The organism is Caballeronia sp. INML3B (genome assembly GCF_023631305.1).
GTDB lineage: Bacteria > Pseudomonadota > Gammaproteobacteria > Burkholderiales > Burkholderiaceae > Caballeronia > Caballeronia turbans.
The window spans coordinates 79,778-97,764 of record NZ_JALQDI010000039.1 but is presented as its reverse complement, the minus strand read 5'-3'; the positions used below and the strand labels follow the sequence as shown (position 1 = coordinate 97,764).

Below are 17,987 nucleotides of genomic sequence, written 5' to 3'. Positions count from 1 at the left end.
TCAGGCGTCGCGGCGCTTGTCCCGCTCGATCACCGCATACGCGCTGTGATTGTGGATCGACTCGAAGTTCTCCGCTTCGAGCACATACGCGACGATGCGCTCGTCGGCGTTCAGACGCGTGGCGACATCGCGCACGAGATCCTCGACGAACTTCGGGTTTTCATACGCGCGCTCGGTCACGAACTTCTCGTCGGGGCGCTTCAACAGTCCCCAAAGTTCGCACGACGCCTCTTCCTCCGCGATACGAATGAGCTCCTCGACCGCGACTTCCCCCGCGAGCTGCGCGAGGATCGTCACGTGCGAGCGCTGATTGTGCGCGCCGTATTGCGAGATCTTCTTCGAGCACGGGCACAGGCTCGTCACGGGCACGAGCACTTTCATCGACATATGCGTTTGGCCATCGCGCTTCTCGGCGATGAACGTCGCTTCGTAGTCCAGCAGGCTTTGCACGCCGGAGACCGGCGCAGTCTTCATCACGAAGTACGGCAAGGTCACTTCGATACGCCCCGAATGCGCTTCGAGCTTCGCCAGCATCGAGGCGAGGAGCGTGCGCAGGGCGGCCTGATCGAGCGGCTCGCGATGCTCTTCGAGCAGCGCGACGAAGCGCGACATATGCGTGCCCTTCTGGTCGGCGGGCAAATGCACGTCGAGATTCCAGACACCGACGCTCGGCTGCACGCCGTTCGCCGTGCGCACCGACAACGGATGCCGCACGCCCTTTACACCGACGCGCTGAATCGCGATCTGACGCGTGTCGGGCGTGCTCTGGACATCGGGCATCACGAAGGCGGGATTCATCTGATTCATTTGTTTTGTCCTTATGCGCCGCGCGTCCCGAATGACGCGAGCGGTTCGAAACGTTCAAGCGCACACGGCGCGGGACGATGCCCGCGCCGTGTGCCAAAGCGTTGATGCACGGCGCACCCCGAGCGCGCCGTTCGAGCGGTGCGTCGTCAGGCGACGCGCTTGGTCAGCTTCTCTGCGTGCGCGCTTTCGACGGCGTCGATGAAGCGCTCGCGAATCGACTTGACGATGCCAGCGGAGTCAAGGCCGACGCTCGCGAGCAGCTTGGCCGGATCGCCGTGATCGATGAAGATGTCGGGCAGACCGAGCTGCAGAACGGGCTTCACGATCGAGCTGGCGAGCAGCGCTTCGACGCACGCGGAACCCGCGCCGCCCATGATCGCGCCTTCTTCGATCGTCACGATGGCATCGTGCGTCGCGGCGAGTTCGCGCAACAGATCGGCGTCGACCGGCTTTACGAAACGCATGTTGGCAACCGTCAGATCCAGCTCTTCAGCCGCGGCGAGCGACGGCGCGACCATCGTGCCGAACGCGCAAATCGCGATGCGCTTGCCCGAGCCGAGCTTCTGCGACGACTCGCGGCGAATCTCGCCACGGCCGACGGGAATCGCGGTCATTTGCTTGACGGTTGCGACGCCGGTGCCCGCGCCGCGCGGATAACGCACGGCTGTCGGGTTCGGCTGCTGCAGCGCCGTGTAGAGCATCTGGCGGCATTCGTTTTCGTCCGATGCCGCCATCACCGTCATATTCGGGATGCAGCGCAGGAACGCGAGATCGTAGTTGCCCGCGTGCGTCGCGCCGTCCGCGCCGACGAGGCCCGCGCGATCGATCGCGAAGACCACTGGCAGATTCTGCAGCGCGACATCGTGAATCAACTGATCGTATGCGCGTTGCAGGAAGGTCGAATAGATGGCGACGACGGGCTTCATGCCGTCCGCCGCGAGACCGCCCGCGAACGTGACCGCGTGCTGCTCGGCGATACCGACATCGAAATAACGGTCCGGGAAGCGCTTCTCGAATTCGACCATGCCGGAGCCTTCGCGCATTGCCGGCGTGATGCCGACCACGCGCGAATCCTGCGCCGCGGCGTCGCACAGCCACTCGCCGAACACCTGCGTGTAAGTCTTCTTCGAAGGCGCCGTCGACGGCTTGATGCCTTCGGCCGGATTGAACTTGCCCGGGCCGTGGTACAGCACCGGATCGGCTTCGGCGAGCTTGTAGCCCTGGCCTTTCTTCGTGACGACGTGCAGGAACTGCGGGCCGCGCAGTTCCTTGATGTTCTGAAGCGTCGGAATCAGCGAATCGAGATCGTGACCGTCGATCGGCCCGATGTAGTTGAAGCCGAATTCTTCGAACAGCGTGGCCGGCACGATCATGCCCTTCGCGTGCTCTTCGAGCTTGCGGGCGAGATCGAGCACCGGCGGCGCATGACGCAGCACGCGTTCGACACCCGCGCGCGCCGCAGCGTAGAAACGGCCCGACATCAGACGCGCGAGATGGCGATTCAGCGCGCCGACCGGCGGCGAGATCGACATGTCGTTGTCGTTGAGGATGACAAGCAGCGGCACGTCGTCGGCGACGCCCGCATTGTTCATCGCCTCGAAGGCCATCCCCGCGGTCATTGCGCCGTCCCCGATCACCGCGATCGAATAGCGGTTGTCGCCCTGCAGCTTGTTGGCGATCGCCATGCCGAGCGCCGCCGAAATCGACGTGCTCGAATGCGCGGTGCCGAACGTGTCGTATTCGGACTCGGCGCGGCGCGGGAAGCCGGAAATGCCGCCCCGCTGGCGCAGGCCCGGCATCTGATCACGGCGGCCCGTGAGGATCTTGTGCGGATACGTCTGATGACCGACATCCCAGACGATGCGGTCATTAGGCGTATCGAACACATAGTGCAACGCGATCGTCAGCTCGACCGTGCCCAGATTGGACGACAGATGGCCGCCCGTCTGGGACACGCTGTCGAGCACGTAGGCTCGCAGCTCGTCGGCCAGCGGTTGCAGTTGGCGGCGATCGAGGGCGCGTAAATCGGCCGGATCGTCGATGGTTTTCAGCAAGTCGTACATCGTCGTCCCATTTTAGGAAAACTGGCGTGAATCGTTCGGCGCGATTATTGCTTATCGCGCCGTGGGGTTCGTCACGCGTTCAACATCAATTCACCCGGTTCACGACCAGGTCGGCAAGCTCGGCCAGGCGTTGGCCACGCGCGCCGAACGGCTGGATGGCGGCGTGCGCGTCGCGGCCGAGCTGCGCGGCCAGTTCGCGCGATGCATCGAGCCCGATGATCGACACGTAAGTCGGCTTGTCGTGCTGCGCATCTTTTCCGGCGGTCTTGCCGAGCGTGGCGGAATCGGCGGTGACGTCCAGGATGTCGTCGACGACCTGGAATGCGAGGCCGATCGCGGCGGCATAGTGGTCCAGCGAGGCGAGCGCGTCCGCGCCCGGATCCGTGCCCGCGAGCGCGCCCATGCGCACCGATGCGCGCAACAGCGCACCCGTTTTCTTGCGATGCATCGTCTCGAGCTCGGGGCGCGACAGCTTGCGACCGACGCTTTCGAGGTCGATCGCCTGGCCGCCCGCCATGCCGAGCGAACCGCTCGCGACGGCGAGCTCGCGCACCAGCGCGGCTTGCTGGCCATCGTCCAGACCATTGCGTTCGGCCGTCAACGCCACGAACGCCTGCGATTGCAGCGCGTCGCCGACGAGCAGTGCCGTCGCTTCGTCATATTGGATGTGTACCGTGGGCTTGCCCCGGCGCAGTGCGTCGTCGTCCATGGCGGGCATGTCGTCATGCACCAGCGAATAGACGTGAATCATCTCGAGCGCCGCGCTCGCCGCTTCCACGGCCGGCGCGCTCGCGCCGGTCAGTTCGCCCGCCGCGTGGACGAGGAGCGGTCTCACGCGCTTGCCGCCGCCCAATACCGCATAGCGCATGGCCTCATGCAGGCGCGCCGGCGCGATGTCCGTGTCCGGAAGATAGTGTTCGAGTGCCGTCTCGACGCGATCGAGCGTCGCGCGCATCCATTGTTCGAAGTTCATAGGTCGTCATCCCCGTTGTCGTTTGTCGCTCCGGCACCCTGGGTGGCGCGCTGTACCTCGGCGGGCAGCGGCTTGAGCGTCTCGCCATCGAGAACGCGTACCTGCTGCTCGACTTTTTCGAGCTGCTGTTGGCAAAAGCCCACAAGCGCCGCGCCGCGGCGATAAGCCGCAAGCGACTCCTCGAGACTCAGCGCGCCCTCTTCCATGCGCGCGACGAGCGATTCGAGTTCTGCCAGCGCCGCCTCGTAATTCTCCGGAAGCTGCGCGGCGTCCGCGCTTTGCGCGTCGGCGCCGGTATGCTCGCCTGTTTCCTGGACAGCGGTCTTCGCCATGAATCGTGGATGTGCAATTGAATTTTTGGAACCAAGTCGCACATTCTACGGCAAAAGACAAATTTTCGACCCGCATCCCGTCCGCGCGGAACGCCCAAGACTGCGTTGCGGGATTGTCCGCCGATCGTCGCGGACCGCGCCGTCCGCGCTCTTTTGCCTGGCGATCGCGAGGAACTCTCGCGACAATTTATACCCAAATCAAGACCTTAAGTACCCCAAGGAGGGGGATTTCGGTATAATCGCGGGCTCCCTAAATCGAATCTTCGATGGTTGGGTTGTTCACTGCTTTCACGTTTTCATCGGGAGTGGGAATGTCCAATCTGAGCAATGCATTGCAGCTGAATGCCATTCACAGTCAGCTGCCAGTCACGGCTTACTTTGACGAAGCGCTTCTTACGCGCGAAATCGACACACTTTTCAAGCAAGGTCCACGCTACATCGGGCACGAACTCATGGTTCCCGAAGCGGGAAACTATTTCGCGCTCCCCGGCGAGCGCGAAGGGCGCGTGCTCGTCCGTAATCAGCAGAACGATATCGAGCTGCTGTCGAACGTGTGCCGCCATCGCCAGGCGATCATGCTCAATGGCCGCGGCAGCGCGGACAACATCGTCTGCCCGCTGCATCGCTGGACCTACGATCTCAACGGGCAACTGCTCGGTGCGCCCCATTTCGCGGACAAGCCCTGCCTGAACCTCGGCAAGACTCCGCTGCAGAACTGGCAAGGCCTGCTTTTCGAATCGGAGGGCCGCAACGTCGCCGCGGATCTCGCGAGACTTGGCACGGCGCGTCATTTCGACTTTTCGGGCTTCATGTTCGATCACGTCGAAGTGCATGAGTGCAACTACAACTGGAAGACCTTCATCGAGGTCTATCTCGAGGACTATCACGTCGCGCCGTTCCATCCGGGACTCGGCAGCTTCGTGTCGTGCGACAACCTCGAGTGGGAATTCGGCGACTGGTACAGCGTCCAGACCGTCGGCGTCCACAAGAATCTGGAAAAGCCGGGCAGCCCGACATACCGCAAGTGGCACGACGAAGTACTGCGTTTCCGCAACGGCACGCCACCCGAGTTCGGCGCAATCTGGATGGTGTATTACCCCGGTCTGATGATCGAGTGGTATCCGCACGTCCTGGTCGTGTCGTGGCTGATTCCGCACGGCACGCAGAAGACGACGAACATCGTCGAGTTCTATTATCCCGAGGAAATCGCGCTCTTCGAGCGTGAGTTCATCGAGGCCGAACGTGCCGCCTATATGGAAACCGCGCGCGAGGACGACGAGATCGCCGAGCGCATGGACGCCGGCCGCCGCGCGCTGATGTCGCGCGGCGAGAACCAGGTCGGTCCGTATCAAAGCCCGATGGAATCCGGCATGCAGCACTTCCACGAGTTCCTGCGACATCAACTCGGGAGCATCTGAACGCGGTTCAGTCATCGAGAAAAGACGGGCTTTCGAGCCCGTTTTTTCTTTTAGACTATTGGCTCATCCCCGCATCAAAAAGCGCCGCTTCAGGAGCCGTCATGCCGCACACCCACTACACCACGCTCATCTCGGCTGCGAATCTCGCCGAACGGCTGGCCGCCGCGCCCGGCAGCATCCTCGTCTTCGATTGCCGCTTCGATCTCGCCGCACCCGAGTCGGGCGAAAAGGCCTACGCGCAAGGACATATTCCCGGCGCCCACTATCTCCATCTGGACCGCGATTTGTCCGGCGTCAAGACGGGCACGAACGGGCGTCATCCGCTGCCCGAACGCGCCGCGCTCGTCACGAAGCTCGCGAGCTTCGGCCTGAACGAGGGGCAGCAAGTGGTTGCATACGATGCGCAAGGCGGCATGTACGCCGCGCGTCTGTGGTGGCTGCTGCGCTGGCTCGGTCACGATTCCGTCGCGCTGCTCGACGGCGGCCTGCAAGCGTGGGAAGCCGCGGGCAATTCGCTCGACAGCGCCGTACCGGCGAAGTCTCAGGGCACGTTCAAGGCCGGCGCCCCGCTGCAGGTGACCATCGACGCGCAGGCGATCGAGCGCAGCATCGGCACGCGCGACCATCTGCTGATCGATGCCCGCGCCGCCGACCGCTATCGCGGCGAGAACGAGACGATCGATCCCGTCGGCGGGCATATCCCCGGCGCGCTCAATCACTTCTTCAAAAACAACCTGACAGCGGAAGGCCGCTTCAAAACCGCGCACGAACTGCGCGAAGCGTTCGGCTCGCTCGTCGGCACGACACCGGCGGACCGCATCGTGCTGCAATGCGGATCGGGCGTGACGGCGTGCCACAACGCGCTCGCGATGGAAATCGCGGGCCTGCACGGCGCGGCGCTATATCCCGGCTCATGGAGCGAGTGGAGCGCCGATCCGGGCCGCCCGGTCGCGACCGGGCCGAATCCCTGAACGTCGTTATCTGACGCCGTGCTCGCGGAACCACGCGAGCGCGCGCTTCCAGCTGTCTTCCGCATCGGCCTTGCGATAGCTCGGACGATAATCCGCGAAGAACGCATGCCCCGCGTCGTCGTAGACGACGAACTGCGAGTTCTTTGCGGGCGGCGGATCGTTGGCGAGCGCCTGTTTCATTTGCTCGATGGTGTCCTGCGGAATGCTCTGATCCTGCCGCCCATAAAGGCCGAGCACCGGCACCTTGAGTTCACTCGCGAGATCGAGCGGATTGTTCGGCGTCATCTCCGTCTTGTTGCCGACGAGCCGCCCGTAAAACGCGACCGCCGCCTTGAGATTCGGGTTGTGCTCCGCGTACAGCCATGAGTACCGCCCGCCCCAGCAGAACCCGATGACGCCCGTGCGCTTCGTATCGCCGCCGTGCTCGCCCGCCCATTTGATGGCCTGATCGATGTCGGAGATCACCTGCGAATCCGGCACTTTCGACACGACCTGCTCGTTTAGCTGCTGTATCGACGAATACGCCTTCGGATCGCCCTGACGCGTGAAAAACTCCGGCGCGATCGCGAGATAACCCTGCTTCGCGAAGCGCCGGCAGACGTCGGCGATATGCTCATGGACCCCGAAAATCTCGTGGATCACGATGATGACAGGCAGATGCGTCTTGCCCTTCGGTTGCGCGCGATACGCGGGCACGAGCGTGCCGTCCGCACCGCGTATGCCGATGGCGCCCGCTTCGAGCCCGTCGGAATCGGTATGAATGGTCTGGGCGGACACCGGCAGCACGGCGGCCGCGAAGCCGGTGCCGAAGGTCGCCTTGATGAAGGTGCGTCGATCGAACGGAACGTGCGGAACGAGGCTGTCGACTTCAGGGTCTAGCATGGAAAGCTCCCGCGGCGGAGCCGTCGCATCATGTTCGCGATCGAGTGCGACGGCGTGGATCCTCGGAACCGCGCGACGTGCTCGAGGCTGCACGCAGCGCGGCGCTGCACGACGAAGAACGCGCGCCGTGGATCGGGCGCGCCGCCCATTCTAAACAGCTTTGAACGAATGGCGCAGGCGTTCTATTCCGTGTCAGTGCAGCTTCACGCGCGGCGCGGTGGAGCGGCGCAGCCAGTGCGCGACCGTATCGAGCATCATGCGCGCATAGCCGTGCAGCGCGGCGATGTGCAGCCGGTAAAGCGACATGTACATGAAGCGCGCGAAAAGTCCTTCGATCAGCATGTTCCCGCCGATCAGCCCGCCCATCAGATTGCCGACGGCGCTGTAATGCCCGAGCGACACCAACGAGCCGAAATCGCGATATGTGTACTCGGGCAGCGGCTTGCCCTGCAACATCCGCTCGAACGATTTGAACAGAAAACTCGCCTGCTGATGCGCGGCCTGCGCGCGCGGTGGCACGTTGCGCTCGTTGCCGGGCCACGGACACGCGGCGCAATCGCCGAGCGCGAAGACGTGGTCGTCGGTTTCGGTTTGCAGCGTGCGGCGCACGACCAGCTGGCCGAGGCGGTTTGTCGGCAGACCCTCGAGACTGGCGAGGATCGCGGGCGCTTTGATGCCCGCCGCCCAGACCGTGAGATCCGCACGAATCGTCTTGCCGCTCGCCGTGCGGATCGCATCGCGCGACACCTGCGCGACCGTTTCGCCGGTCATGAGCTTCACGCCGAGCTTGGCGAGCAGTTCCGCCGTCGCGATGGACACGCGCTCCTGCAGCGCGGGCAGGATGCGCGGCCCGGCTTCGATCAGCACGATGCCGATATCGTGCTTCGGGTCGAGCTTGTGCAATCCGTATGCGGAAAGCACTTGCGCGGTATTGCGCAGTTCCGCCGACAATTCGACACCCGTCGCGCCGGCGCCGACGATCGCCACCTGGATGCGCGGCACCGGATCGACACCCGGCTCGTCCTCGCCGTTCTCCACGCCCGCCGCAACCGGTTCCGGCGCGAAGTGCTCCGCGCGCATGCAGGCCGCGATGAGGCGCTTGCGAAAAAGCTCCGCCTGACCGACCGTGTCGAGCGCGATCGAGTTCTGCTGCGCGCCTTCGACGCCGAAGAAATGCGTCGTGCTGCCGATCGCGATGACGAGCGTGTCGTACTCCAGCTCGCGCTCGGGCAGAAGCTCGCCGGCTTCTTCATCGCGTAACGCGCCGATCGTGATGCGCCTCGCCGCGCGATCCAGCCCGACGAGTTCGCCCTGCTGAAACTCGAAGCCGTGCCATAGCGCTTGCGCCGCGTATTCGAGTTCCTGCGTGAACGGGTCCATGCTCCCCGCCGCGACTTCGTGCAGGAGCGGCTTCCAGATATGCGTCGGATTGCGGTCGACGAGCGTGACTTGCGCTTTTGGCGGCGTCTTGCTATCCGTCGAGCCGAAACGGTCGCCGAGACGAGTTGCGAGTTCGAGGCCGCCAGCCCCTCCGCCGACGATAATGAAGCGATGCATGGAACTCTCCCTGTGCTTTTATATTGGATCGGCCTTCGTGCGTATCTTCCTCGATCGGCTCATTGTGCGTGAGCTTCAATGACAGTCACAAGCGCGTCACCAGCATGTCGGGCATATGCGACATCCGCCGCATATGCCTTGCGCAAAGAATTTCAGCGCGCGCTCAATGCGCTTCTTCCCAGTTGTTGCCGACACCGACTTCCGCCACCAGCGGCACCTTCAGCTTCGCGACGCCGCACATCAAATCAGGTAAGCGCTTCCTGACCTCGGGCAGCGCTTCCTCGGGCACTTCGAGCACGAGTTCATCGTGCACCTGCATGATCATCTTCGCGCCGATGCCCGAACTTTCGAGCCAGTCCTGCACCGCGATCATCGACAACTTGATGAGATCGGCGGCCGTGCCCTGCATCGGCGCGTTGATCGCGGCGCGTTCCGCCGCCTGACGGCGCGGCCCGCTGCCGCCGTTGATCTCGGGCAGCCACAGACGCCGGCCGAATACCGTCTCGACGAAGCCATTCGCCTTCGCGCTGATGCGTGTGTTCTCCATATACGCCGCCACGCCCGGATAACGCGCGAAATAGCGGTCGATATAAAGCTTGGCCGCATCGCGCGTGATGCCGAGATTCGACGCGAGCCCGAACGAGCTCATGCCGTAGATCAAACCGAAGTTGATGACTTTCGCGATGCGACGCTGATCGTTATCGACTTCGAGCGGCGTGACGCTGAACACTTCAGATGCTGTCGCGCGATGCACGTCCTCGCCTTCCTTGAACGCGCGCATCAGCGATTCATCGCCGGAAATATGCGCCATGATGCGCAGTTCGATTTGCGAGTAATCCGCCGACACGATCTTGCGGCCCGGCGGCGCGATGAACGCTTCACGAATGCGCCGCCCTTCGCCCGTGCGCACCGGGATGTTCTGCAAGTTCGGCTCGTTCGACGACAGGCGCCCTGTCACCGCGACGGCCTGCGCATAGTTCGTGTGCACGCGTCCCGTCGATGCATTCACCATGCGCGGCAGCTTGTCCGTATAGGTGGACTTGAGTTTCGACAGCCCGCGATGCTCGAGCAGCACCTTCGGCAACGGATAGTCTTCCGCCAGCTTTTGCAGCACTTCTTCATCGGTGGAAGGCGCGCCGCTCGGCGTCTTTTTCACGACCGGCAATTGCAGCTTCTCGAAGAAGATCTGGCCGATCTGCTTGGGCGAGCCGAGATTGAATTCGCCGCCCGCGAGTTCATAGGCTTGCGCCTGCAAATCGATTAGACGCTTGGCGATTTCGTTGCTCTGTTTATCGAGCCGTTCGCGATCGATCAGTACACCGTTACGTTCCATCTTGCGCAGCACGCGCGACGTCGGCATTTCGATGTCGCGATACACGTGCAACAGGCCTTCCTCCTGCGCCACTTGCGGGTAGAGCGCGTGATGCAGGCGCAACGTGATATCCGCGTCTTCGGCTGCATAGGCCGAGGCCTTGTCGAGCGGCACTTCGTCAAAACCGATCTGCGACGCGCCCTTGCCCGCGACGTCTTCGTACTTGATCGTCTTCACGCCGAGATGACGCAACGCGAGGTTGTCCATGTCGTGCGGCCGGTGCGACTCGAGCACATACGATTGCAGCAGCGTGTCGTGCTCGACGCCGCGCATTTCGATGCCGTAGTTGGCGAGCACCTGCTCGTCGTACTTCAGGTGCTGACCGACCTTTTTCTTCGATGCGTCTTCGAGCCAGGGCTTGAGCTTCGCGAGCACTTCATCGCGCGGCAACTGCTCGGGCGCATCCGGACCGCGATGCGCGACCGGTATGTAGGCCGCATGGCCGGGCTCGGTCGACACCGACATGCCGACGATCTGCGCGGTCATCGGATCGAGCGATGTGGTCTCGCTGTCGAAGGACGTGATCTCCGCTTCGTTGATGCGCTTGAACCAGGCGTCGAACTGCTCCCACGTCTGTACCGTCTCGTAGTGATGCACGATTTCGGTGACTTCCGCAGGCGGCGTATCGGTGGGGCCTTCGACCGCATCGGCGATGTCGATTTCGCGCAGCCACGTCTTGAAGCCATGACGCATGAACACGTCGCGCAGTTCGTCGCGCGACTCGGGACGCGTGACGAGCGTGCCGTCGATCGACTCGATCTGCGAAGTGAGGTCGCATTCCGTGTGCACGGTGACGAGCTTTCTCGCCATCGGCAGGAAGTCCAGAGCCTTGCGCAGATTGTCTCCTACCGCACCCTTGATCTCGCCGGCATGTTCTACGATGCCATCAAGGGTTTCGTATTGCGTGAGCCATTTGAGCGCTGTCTTGGGGCCACACTTCTCGACGCCCGGCACGTTATCGACGGTATCGCCGATGAGCGACAGATAGTCGACGATTCGCTCCGGCGGCACGCCGAACTTCGCGAGCACGCCGGCGCGGTCGAGCGTTTCGTTGGTCATCGTATTGATGAGGGTGACATGATCCGTCACGAGCTGAGCCAGATCCTTGTCGCCCGTCGACACGATCACCTTCATGCCGCGCTTCTCGGCAACGACTGCGAGCGTGCCGATGACGTCGTCGGCCTCGACGCCTTCGATCATGACGAGCGGCCAGCCGAGCGCGCGCACGGCGACGTGAATAGGCTCGATCTGTCTGGAGAGGTCTTCCGGCATGGAGGGCCGGTTGGCTTTGTATTCGGCGTACCAGTCGTCGCGGAAAGTCTTGCCTTTGGCATCAAATACGCACGCGCTATACTCTGCATTGATTTCGCGCCGCAAGCGCCGCAGCATGTTGATCATCCCATACAGAGCGCCGGTGGGCCCGCCGTCGGGGCCTCGCAAGTCCGGCATCGCATGGTAGGCCCGGTACAAGTAGCTAGAACCGTCGACCAATAGCAGGGTCTTACCTTCAAGACTTAGTTCTTCAGGCATTATGAACAAGAGAAAAGTGATTCCGAGTCTGCGATCACTCGCAGATCAAGAGCGCGCGACGGCCAAGAAGGCTCGCGCATCGTGGCAGATGTTCACGATTATGGCAGAGTTTATCGAGGCGACCGAGTACCTCTCGGAGATTCGCCCTGCCATCAGCATCTATGGTTCGGCGCGTCTGAAACCGGAGTCGCCGTACTATCAGCTCACGATCGAAATCGCGCAGAAATTCTCCGACGCGGGCTTCGCCGTCATATCGGGCGGCGGGCCGGGCATCATGGAAGCGGCCAATAAAGGCGCGCATGCGGGCAAGTCGCCTTCGGTGGGTCTGAATATCGAACTGCCGCACGAGCAATCGGGCAATCAGTGGCAGGATATCTCGCTGCGCTTCCGGCACTTCTTCACGCGCAAGGTGACGTTCGTGAAGAATTCGGATGCGGTCGTGGTGATGCCGGGCGGCTTCGGTACGCTGGATGAACTTGCCGAAGTGTTGACGCTGATTCAGACCAAGAAGTCGCGTCACGTGCCGATCGTGCTCGTCGGCGCGGAGTTCTGGGCCGGGCTGCTCGACTGGTTCAAGAACACGTTGCTTACCAACGGCGTGATCAGCCCGAAAGATCTCGATCTGATGCAGGTGATCGATGATCCGGATCAGGTGCTGGATGCCGTGTTGCGGTTCTATGAAGACCGCGAAGACTCGGTCGAGCAGCCGGCGGAAAGCAAGTCGGATGAGGATCGGATGTTTTATCTTTGACGCGGTAGCACCAACCGTGCGAAAGGCCGTGTGCGCACACGGCCTTTGAGCTTGAAATTGTTGTAGCGCGCTTCTCATATCCCGGCACCGCAATGCCGCGGCATCACACATTTCCACAAAATATAGTTATCCGAAATGTATCCTAGCGCCCCGCGCGGGCAGTTAGCCCTGCGTCTTGGCGCTCGCCATCGACACCCGCATACGACAACTGGCACCGGTCGATTTTTGCGTTTGTCGATAGCTTTCACTAATTAAATCTGGCTTTTCGAGATAGCGCCAATCGGAACGCCGTTGCCTTTGCCAGAAATGGCAAGCCCGGACCCAACATGAAACATTTGTCGAATCGACCATTGCGGCTAGCCGCCGCCGCAGCCATGGTCATCTCACTGCTCGCCGCCTGCGACCAATCGAAAAGCCCTTCGAATTCCGTACCAGCCTCCGCCCCCCAGGACGGCAGGATCGCGCTGCTCAAGGACATCTCCGGCGTATGGACTCCGACCGCGACTCCCGGCCTGACCACGATCTACTACGCGGATAATCGCTTGCAAATCCTTCAGGGCGACACGCCGCTGGCCGTCACCTTGGGCGACGTGGACCCCGGCGAGGGAACGGTCAACGTCAACACAGTGGCGCGCGGCAAGGAAGAGATTCTCACCATCCGCAAACAGTGGAACACCGACCACACCGCCTACAACCTGTCGATGACCGGCAGCGATGGTTACCAGGAGACACTTGGCTTCGTGCGTCGAGTCAGCAATGACGATATGAACAGGATCAGCAGGCTCACTGTGGCAAAGACGCCTGTGCCGCAGCCTTCGCAGCCCGTCGAAACATCGCCCGCTTCCACCGTTCCGAGCGATCGCGGCGTCATCGATATGTGGCTGGGCGGCATCGACATGAATCTGCGCTCGTGCCCCGGCTCGACGTGCGCGGCCGTCATCGTCGTGCCGAAAGATTCGAAAGTGAACGCCGACACGTCAACGATTCGCAACGTCACCGAGTCGTCGGGTGCGAATACGCCTTGGGTACGCGTCACTTACGAGGGGGCATACTGCACGCCGGCCGAACTGGACCAACAGACCGGCTGTACACCGTCTCACGGCACCGAAGCGCCTGTCACTGGCTGGATGAACTACAGCCGGCTGCTGGCGGCCCCGCGCGCGCAGCAATAAACGCTTGGCGGGCGGCATCTTGCGCCGCCCTCCTGTCATTAAGCGGCGTTACTGAAACGCCACCTCCGCGAAACTTCGCAACTTGCGGGAATGCAGCTTCGACAACCCGTTCTCGCGCAGCAATTCCATCGCTTTAACGCCGATCTGCAAGTGCTGATCCACTTGCGCTCGATAGAACTGATCGGCCATCCCGGGCAACTTCAGTTCGCCATGCAGCGGCTTGTCCGACACGCATAGCAACGTCCCGTACGGCACGCGAAAACGGAACCCGTTCGCCGCGATAGTCGCGCTTTCCATGTCGAGCGCCACCGCCCGGCTCTGCGACAGCCGACGCACCGGTTCGCGGTGATCACGCAATTCCCAGTTACGGTTATCGACGCTCGCGACCGTGCCCGTGCGCATCACGCGCTTCAGCTCGACGCCTTCGAGTTTCGTCACCTGCGCGACCGCGCGCTCCAGCGCAACCTGCACTTCCGCGAGCGCCGGCACCGGAACCCACAGCGGCAGATCGTCATCGAGGACGTGGTCTTCGCGCACATAACCGTGAGCAAGCACGTAATCGCCCAGACGCTGCGTGTTACGCAAACCCGCGCAGTGCCCGAGCATGATCCACGCGTGCGGCCGCAGCACGGCGATGTGATCCGTAATCGTCTTCGCGTTCGACGGCCCCACGCCGATGTTCACCATCGTGATGCCGCTGCCGTCCGCGCGCTTCAGGTGATACGCGGGCATCTGCGGCAGGCGCGCGGACGGCGTGCCTTCCTCGGGCTGTTCACCGAGATTCGCGTTGTACGTGACGACATCGCCCGGTTCGACGAACGACGAATACTCGCTGCGATACGCGCGCGTTTCCTCGTCGTCGGCGCGCGACATCATCGTCCGGCCGAGCTTCACGAACTCGTCGATATAAAACTGGTAGTTCGTGTACAGCACGTAATTCTGGAAGTGCGTGGGCGAAGTCGCCGTGTAGTGTCTCAGCCGATGCAGCGAGAAATCGACACGCGCCGCCGTGAAGAGCGCGAGCGGATGCGGCTCGCCCGGGCCCGGCTCGTACGTGCCGTTGACGATCCGATCGTCGAGCAGCGCGAGGTCGGGTGTATCGAAGATATTGCGCATCGCGAGCAGCCGGTCCCGATCGAGATCGCCTTCGAGATGAATGCCTTCGGCGAACGCGAAATGAATGGGAATGGGATGCGCGGACACGCCCACTTCGAGGCCCACGTGATGATTCTTCGTGAGCAGACGCAATTGCTCGCGATAGTAATCGCCGAAGAGATCGGGACGCGTGAGCGTCGTTTCATAGATGCCAGGACCCGCCACGAAGCCGTACGAGCGCCGCGAATCTATCTGCGTATTCAGTTCAGTACGCACGCGCACGAACGGATAGCACGCGCGGACGCGATGCGTGAAGTGCTCGTTGCGGCGATAGCGCGCGAAGGCGTCGCGCAGGAACGCGGTATTCGCTTCATAGATCGCGGAAAGGCGCGTGACGGCCGCGGCGGGATCCTCGAAGGATTCGGTCGGAAAATCGTTGGCGGGTGTGCCTTGCGTGCTCTGGGTCCGGTCGTTTGTCATGATCTTGTGTCTTTCTTCAAATGCCCTCGTAGTGAATCGACATTAACACGGAAGAATGCGCGAACCATGAAGTCCGTCTGCATGTGAGTGCGTGCGATCACACCTCGCAACACCTTTTTGGTTCGTGGAGTCAAATTTCGCGAAACCAGCGCAAAATAAGGCGTTGGCCCAGCGTGGATCACTGAGTCGGCAACCGTTTTGTTAGAATCCGGCCATCGCCTGGAGAACCATCATGAAGCCGCACCTTTGCGCCGCCGCCGCGGCAGTCCTCGCCGCAGCAAGCTTCTGCGCATTCGCGCAGCCGGCGCAGCAAGCCGCAAACGCGGCACCTCAACCGGCGACCCAGAAAATGTCGCCGGAAGAAGCCGCGGGCCTTCCCGATCTCAAATCCATCAATCGTCCGCCCGCGAATGTCAGCTCGAAAGTCGAGATTTCGCCGCCGCGCACGCCGAGTTATCACGAACTGAGCACCAACGGCACCGAAATCACCGAATTTCGTGACAAGGGCAAACCCGTCGAAATCGATGTGCATTCGAATTTCGGCACGCGCTACCAGATGAGCGCCCCGGCCGACACTTCGCCGCAAGTGCGTGACAACGGCAAGGCGAGCACGCGCCTGCCCTCGATCAACCTGCGTTACTGATCCCGTATCGCTCCCGGACCCGCTCCAGCCGGGCGGGTCGCGGCACCGTGGCTCCTCGCGCGGCGCCACCGTTCACAGGCCACTTCCTGGCCGTCCAACCTGACCGACGTTTTCCTGCATGGCCGTCTTCACTCCCGTCACCAACGCCGATCTCGGCGACTGGCTGCAAGACTACGATCTCGGCGATGTCGTCGAATTTCGTGGCATCCAGTCGGGCATCGAGAACAGCAACTTCTTTCTCACGACGACGCACGGCGACTACGTGCTCACCATCTTCGAGAATCTCACGGCGACGCAGTTGCCGTTCTATCTCGATCTGATGCAGCATCTGGCGTCGCATCGTGTGCCCGTGCCCGACCCGATGCCGCGCCGCGACGGCTCGCTCTTCGGCATGCTGCACGGCAAGCCGGCGAGCGTCGTGACGAAGCTCGAAGGCGCACCCGAGCTTCAGCCAGCGCCCGCGCACTGCATCGAAGTCGGGCAGATGCTCGCGCGGCTGCATCTCGCGGGACGCGATTTTTCGCAGCATCAGCCGAATTTGCGCAGCCTTTCGTGGTGGCAGGAGAAGGCGCCGTCGATCGTCGATTTCCTGAGCGGCGAGCAGCGCGACCTGTTTGAAAGCGAGCTTGCGCATCAGGCGGCGTTCTTCGGCTCGGCGGATTACGCGTCGCTGCCCGACGGCCCGTGTCATTGCGATCTGTTCCGCGACAACGTGCTGTTCGCTCCCGGACGCGAGCATGCGCGGCTGGGCGGTTTCTTCGATTTCTACTTCGCGGGCGTCGACAAGTGGCTCTTCGACGTCGCCGTGACCGTGAACGACTGGTGCATCGACCTCGCGACGGGCGTGCTCGATCCCGCGCGCGTCGACGCGTTGCTGCGCGCATATCAGACCGTTCGACCGTTCACGCCCGCCGAGGAGCGTCACTGGAACGACATGCTGCGCGCCGGCGCGATGCGCTTCTGGGTCTCGCGCCTTTTCGATTTCTATCGCCCGCGCGAGGCACAGTTGCTGAACGCGCACGATCCCGGCCACTTCGAACGCATTCTGCGCGAACGCGTCAAAGCCGCTTCTCAAGTCAACCGATAACCTAGCGACATGCGACTGATCGAAGTTCCCGCCAAGACCGGCTACGTGTGGTTCCGTCAGGGCATCTGGCTGTTCCGCCGCAACCCGTTTGCGTTTCTCACGGTGTTCTTCGCCTACCTGTTCGTGATGACGCTGATCTCGCGCGTGCCGCTCGTCGGCCCGCTCCTGCCATTGCTCTTCATCCCGGGCATCGCGGTCGGCTTCATGGCGGCGTGCCGCAACACGATCGCGGGCAAGCCCGTCTGGCCCACCATTCTCGTCGACGGATTCCGTTCGTACGGCAGCGTCGTCGCACGGCGGCTGCTGGCGCTGGGCGCGCTGTATATCGTCGCGATGGCGGTGATCTTCGCGTCATCGGCACTCGTGGACGGCGGCACGCTGCTCAGCATCATGATGGGCGATGGCCCGAGCGGCGATCCGGAAACGGTCGCCGCGAGCTTCAGCCCCCTCGCGGTGCTCGTCGCGATGGCGTGCTATATCCCGGTCGCGATGCTGTTCTGGTTCGCGCCGATCCTCGTCGCGTGGCACGACGTGCCGCCCGCGAAGGCGCTGTTCTTCAGCCTGGTGTCGTGCTGGCGCAACCGTGGCGCGTTCATTTACTACGGCGTGCTGTGGATCGCAATCGCGCTCGCGGTGTCGTTCGGCCTGACCGCGCTGATGCAGGCGCTCGGCGCGGGTCAGGAAATGGCGCTCGCGGTGCTGATGCCCGCGTCGATCATCGTCACGACTGCGCTGTATTGCTCGTTCTACGCGACCTATCGCGGCTGCTTCGGTGTGAAGTCTGCCGACTCGCCGGACATTCCAGACGCGCCCGGCACGCCCAACGCCTGAGCGATTGCGGCGGATCGAACGGG

15 protein-coding genes are annotated in these 17,987 nt (G+C 62.7%); 7 read left to right on the top strand and 8 right to left on the bottom strand.

All coding sequences use genetic code 11. The features are described from left to right. The 4 genes from folE2 to NCS58_RS14790 form a co-directional block, all read right to left on the bottom strand. On the bottom strand, positions 1–807 hold the full coding sequence (gene folE2 / locus NCS58_RS14805) for a GTP cyclohydrolase FolE2 (protein WP_061118304.1): 807 nt from the start codon (positions 805–807) through the stop codon (positions 1–3). A gap of 146 nt (positions 808–953) precedes the next feature. Further along, entirely contained in the window at positions 954–2,870 is a 1,917-nt protein-coding gene (gene dxs / locus NCS58_RS14800) for a 1-deoxy-D-xylulose-5-phosphate synthase (RefSeq protein WP_061118305.1), read from the bottom strand. 85 nt (positions 2,871–2,955) lie between these two features. Beyond that, a complete protein-coding gene (locus NCS58_RS14795; RefSeq protein ID WP_061118306.1) occupies positions 2,956–3,843 on the bottom strand; it encodes a polyprenyl synthetase family protein in 888 nt (295 codons plus the stop codon). Then, positions 3,840–4,175: an exodeoxyribonuclease VII small subunit gene (locus NCS58_RS14790; RefSeq protein ID WP_061118307.1), complete on the bottom strand. Its 336-nt coding sequence runs from the start codon at positions 4,173–4,175 to the stop codon at positions 3,840–3,842. The genes NCS58_RS14795 and NCS58_RS14790 overlap by 4 nt, the downstream gene beginning before the upstream one ends. Before the next feature lie 311 nt (positions 4,176–4,486). On the opposite strand from NCS58_RS14790, the gene NCS58_RS14785 reads away from it, so the two are divergent. Both NCS58_RS14785 and NCS58_RS14780 read left to right on the top strand, forming a co-directional pair. After that, the gene (locus tag NCS58_RS14785) at positions 4,487–5,593 is read left to right on the top strand and encodes an aromatic ring-hydroxylating dioxygenase subunit alpha (protein ID WP_061118308.1); all 1,107 of its coding nucleotides are present in this window, start codon (positions 4,487–4,489) and stop codon (positions 5,591–5,593) included. A 101-nt stretch (positions 5,594–5,694) separates the two neighbouring features. Next, the gene (locus NCS58_RS14780) at positions 5,695–6,564 is read left to right on the top strand and encodes a sulfurtransferase (RefSeq protein ID WP_061118309.1); all 870 of its coding nucleotides are present in this window, start codon (positions 5,695–5,697) and stop codon (positions 6,562–6,564) included. A gap of 6 nt (positions 6,565–6,570) precedes the next feature. Here the strand turns inward: NCS58_RS14780 and NCS58_RS14775 are convergent, their stop codons facing one another. The 3 genes from NCS58_RS14775 to polA form a co-directional block, all read right to left on the bottom strand. Beyond that, positions 6,571–7,446 (bottom strand): dienelactone hydrolase family protein, encoded by an 876-nt coding sequence (locus tag NCS58_RS14775; RefSeq protein WP_061118310.1) that lies wholly within the window; start codon positions 7,444–7,446, stop codon positions 6,571–6,573. 192 nt (positions 7,447–7,638) lie between these two features. Next, the gene (locus NCS58_RS14770) at positions 7,639–9,003 is read right to left on the bottom strand and encodes an NAD(P)/FAD-dependent oxidoreductase (RefSeq protein WP_061118311.1); all 1,365 of its coding nucleotides are present in this window, start codon (positions 9,001–9,003) and stop codon (positions 7,639–7,641) included. Positions 9,004–9,166: 163 nt separating this feature from the next. Beyond that, positions 9,167–11,905, bottom strand: a complete 2,739-nt coding sequence (gene polA / locus NCS58_RS14765) for a DNA polymerase I (RefSeq protein ID WP_061118312.1) — start codon at positions 11,903–11,905, stop codon at positions 9,167–9,169. A 1-nt stretch (position 11,906) separates the two neighbouring features. On the opposite strand from polA, the gene NCS58_RS14760 reads away from it, so the two are divergent. Then, positions 11,907–12,656 carry a TIGR00730 family Rossman fold protein gene (locus tag NCS58_RS14760; RefSeq protein WP_061118313.1) on the top strand — a complete coding sequence of 250 codons (750 nt, stop codon included), beginning with the start codon at positions 11,907–11,909 and terminating at the stop codon, positions 12,654–12,656. Positions 12,657–12,982: 326 nt separating this feature from the next. After that, positions 12,983–13,828: a hypothetical protein gene (locus tag NCS58_RS14755; RefSeq protein WP_143756333.1), complete on the top strand. Its 846-nt coding sequence runs from the start codon at positions 12,983–12,985 to the stop codon at positions 13,826–13,828. A gap of 48 nt (positions 13,829–13,876) precedes the next feature. Here NCS58_RS14755 and NCS58_RS14750 read toward each other — a convergent pair whose 3' ends face one another. Then, a complete protein-coding gene (locus NCS58_RS14750) occupies positions 13,877–15,403 on the bottom strand; it encodes an AMP nucleosidase (protein WP_061118315.1) in 1,527 nt (508 codons plus the stop codon). 232 nt (positions 15,404–15,635) lie between these two features. Between NCS58_RS14750 and NCS58_RS14745 the strand changes: the two genes are divergently transcribed. The 3 genes from NCS58_RS14745 to NCS58_RS14735 all read left to right on the top strand — a co-directional run bounded on the left by NCS58_RS14745 (position 15,636) and on the right by NCS58_RS14735 (position 17,964). Further along, a complete protein-coding gene (locus tag NCS58_RS14745; protein WP_061118316.1) occupies positions 15,636–16,046 on the top strand; it encodes a hypothetical protein in 411 nt (136 codons plus the stop codon). A 118-nt stretch (positions 16,047–16,164) separates the two neighbouring features. Further along, complete coding sequence (locus NCS58_RS14740) at positions 16,165–17,133, top strand: homoserine kinase (RefSeq protein WP_061118317.1); 969 nt, start codon at positions 16,165–16,167, stop codon at positions 17,131–17,133. A gap of 9 nt (positions 17,134–17,142) precedes the next feature. Then, a complete protein-coding gene (locus tag NCS58_RS14735) occupies positions 17,143–17,964 on the top strand; it encodes a BPSS1780 family membrane protein (RefSeq protein ID WP_061118318.1) in 822 nt (273 codons plus the stop codon). The last annotated feature ends 23 nt before the right edge of the window (positions 17,965–17,987 follow it).

Excerpts from the sequence above, each read along its gene's own strand:
- folE2 (WP_061118304.1), bottom strand. The coding sequence starts at position 807 with ATGAATCAGATGAATCCCGCCTTCGTGATGCCCGATGTCCAGAGCACG.
- dxs (WP_061118305.1), bottom strand. The coding sequence starts at position 2,870 with ATGTACGACTTGCTGAAAACCATCGACGATCCGGCCGATTTACGCGCC.
- NCS58_RS14795 (WP_061118306.1), bottom strand. The coding sequence starts at position 3,843 with ATGAACTTCGAACAATGGATGCGCGCGACGCTCGATCGCGTCGAGACG.
- NCS58_RS14790 (WP_061118307.1), bottom strand. The coding sequence starts at position 4,175 with ATGGCGAAGACCGCTGTCCAGGAAACAGGCGAGCATACCGGCGCCGAC.
- NCS58_RS14785 (WP_061118308.1), top strand. The coding sequence starts at position 4,487 with ATGTCCAATCTGAGCAATGCATTGCAGCTGAATGCCATTCACAGTCAG.
- NCS58_RS14780 (WP_061118309.1), top strand. The coding sequence starts at position 5,695 with ATGCCGCACACCCACTACACCACGCTCATCTCGGCTGCGAATCTCGCC.
- NCS58_RS14775 (WP_061118310.1), bottom strand. The coding sequence starts at position 7,446 with ATGCTAGACCCTGAAGTCGACAGCCTCGTTCCGCACGTTCCGTTCGAT.
- NCS58_RS14770 (WP_061118311.1), bottom strand. The coding sequence starts at position 9,003 with ATGCATCGCTTCATTATCGTCGGCGGAGGGGCTGGCGGCCTCGAACTC.
- polA (WP_061118312.1), bottom strand. The coding sequence starts at position 11,905 with ATGCCTGAAGAACTAAGTCTTGAAGGTAAGACCCTGCTATTGGTCGAC.
- NCS58_RS14760 (WP_061118313.1), top strand. The coding sequence starts at position 11,907 with ATGAACAAGAGAAAAGTGATTCCGAGTCTGCGATCACTCGCAGATCAA.
- NCS58_RS14755 (WP_143756333.1), top strand. The coding sequence starts at position 12,983 with ATGAAACATTTGTCGAATCGACCATTGCGGCTAGCCGCCGCCGCAGCC.
- NCS58_RS14750 (WP_061118315.1), bottom strand. The coding sequence starts at position 15,403 with ATGACAAACGACCGGACCCAGAGCACGCAAGGCACACCCGCCAACGAT.
- NCS58_RS14745 (WP_061118316.1), top strand. The coding sequence starts at position 15,636 with ATGAAGCCGCACCTTTGCGCCGCCGCCGCGGCAGTCCTCGCCGCAGCA.
- NCS58_RS14740 (WP_061118317.1), top strand. The coding sequence starts at position 16,165 with ATGGCCGTCTTCACTCCCGTCACCAACGCCGATCTCGGCGACTGGCTG.
- NCS58_RS14735 (WP_061118318.1), top strand. The coding sequence starts at position 17,143 with ATGCGACTGATCGAAGTTCCCGCCAAGACCGGCTACGTGTGGTTCCGT.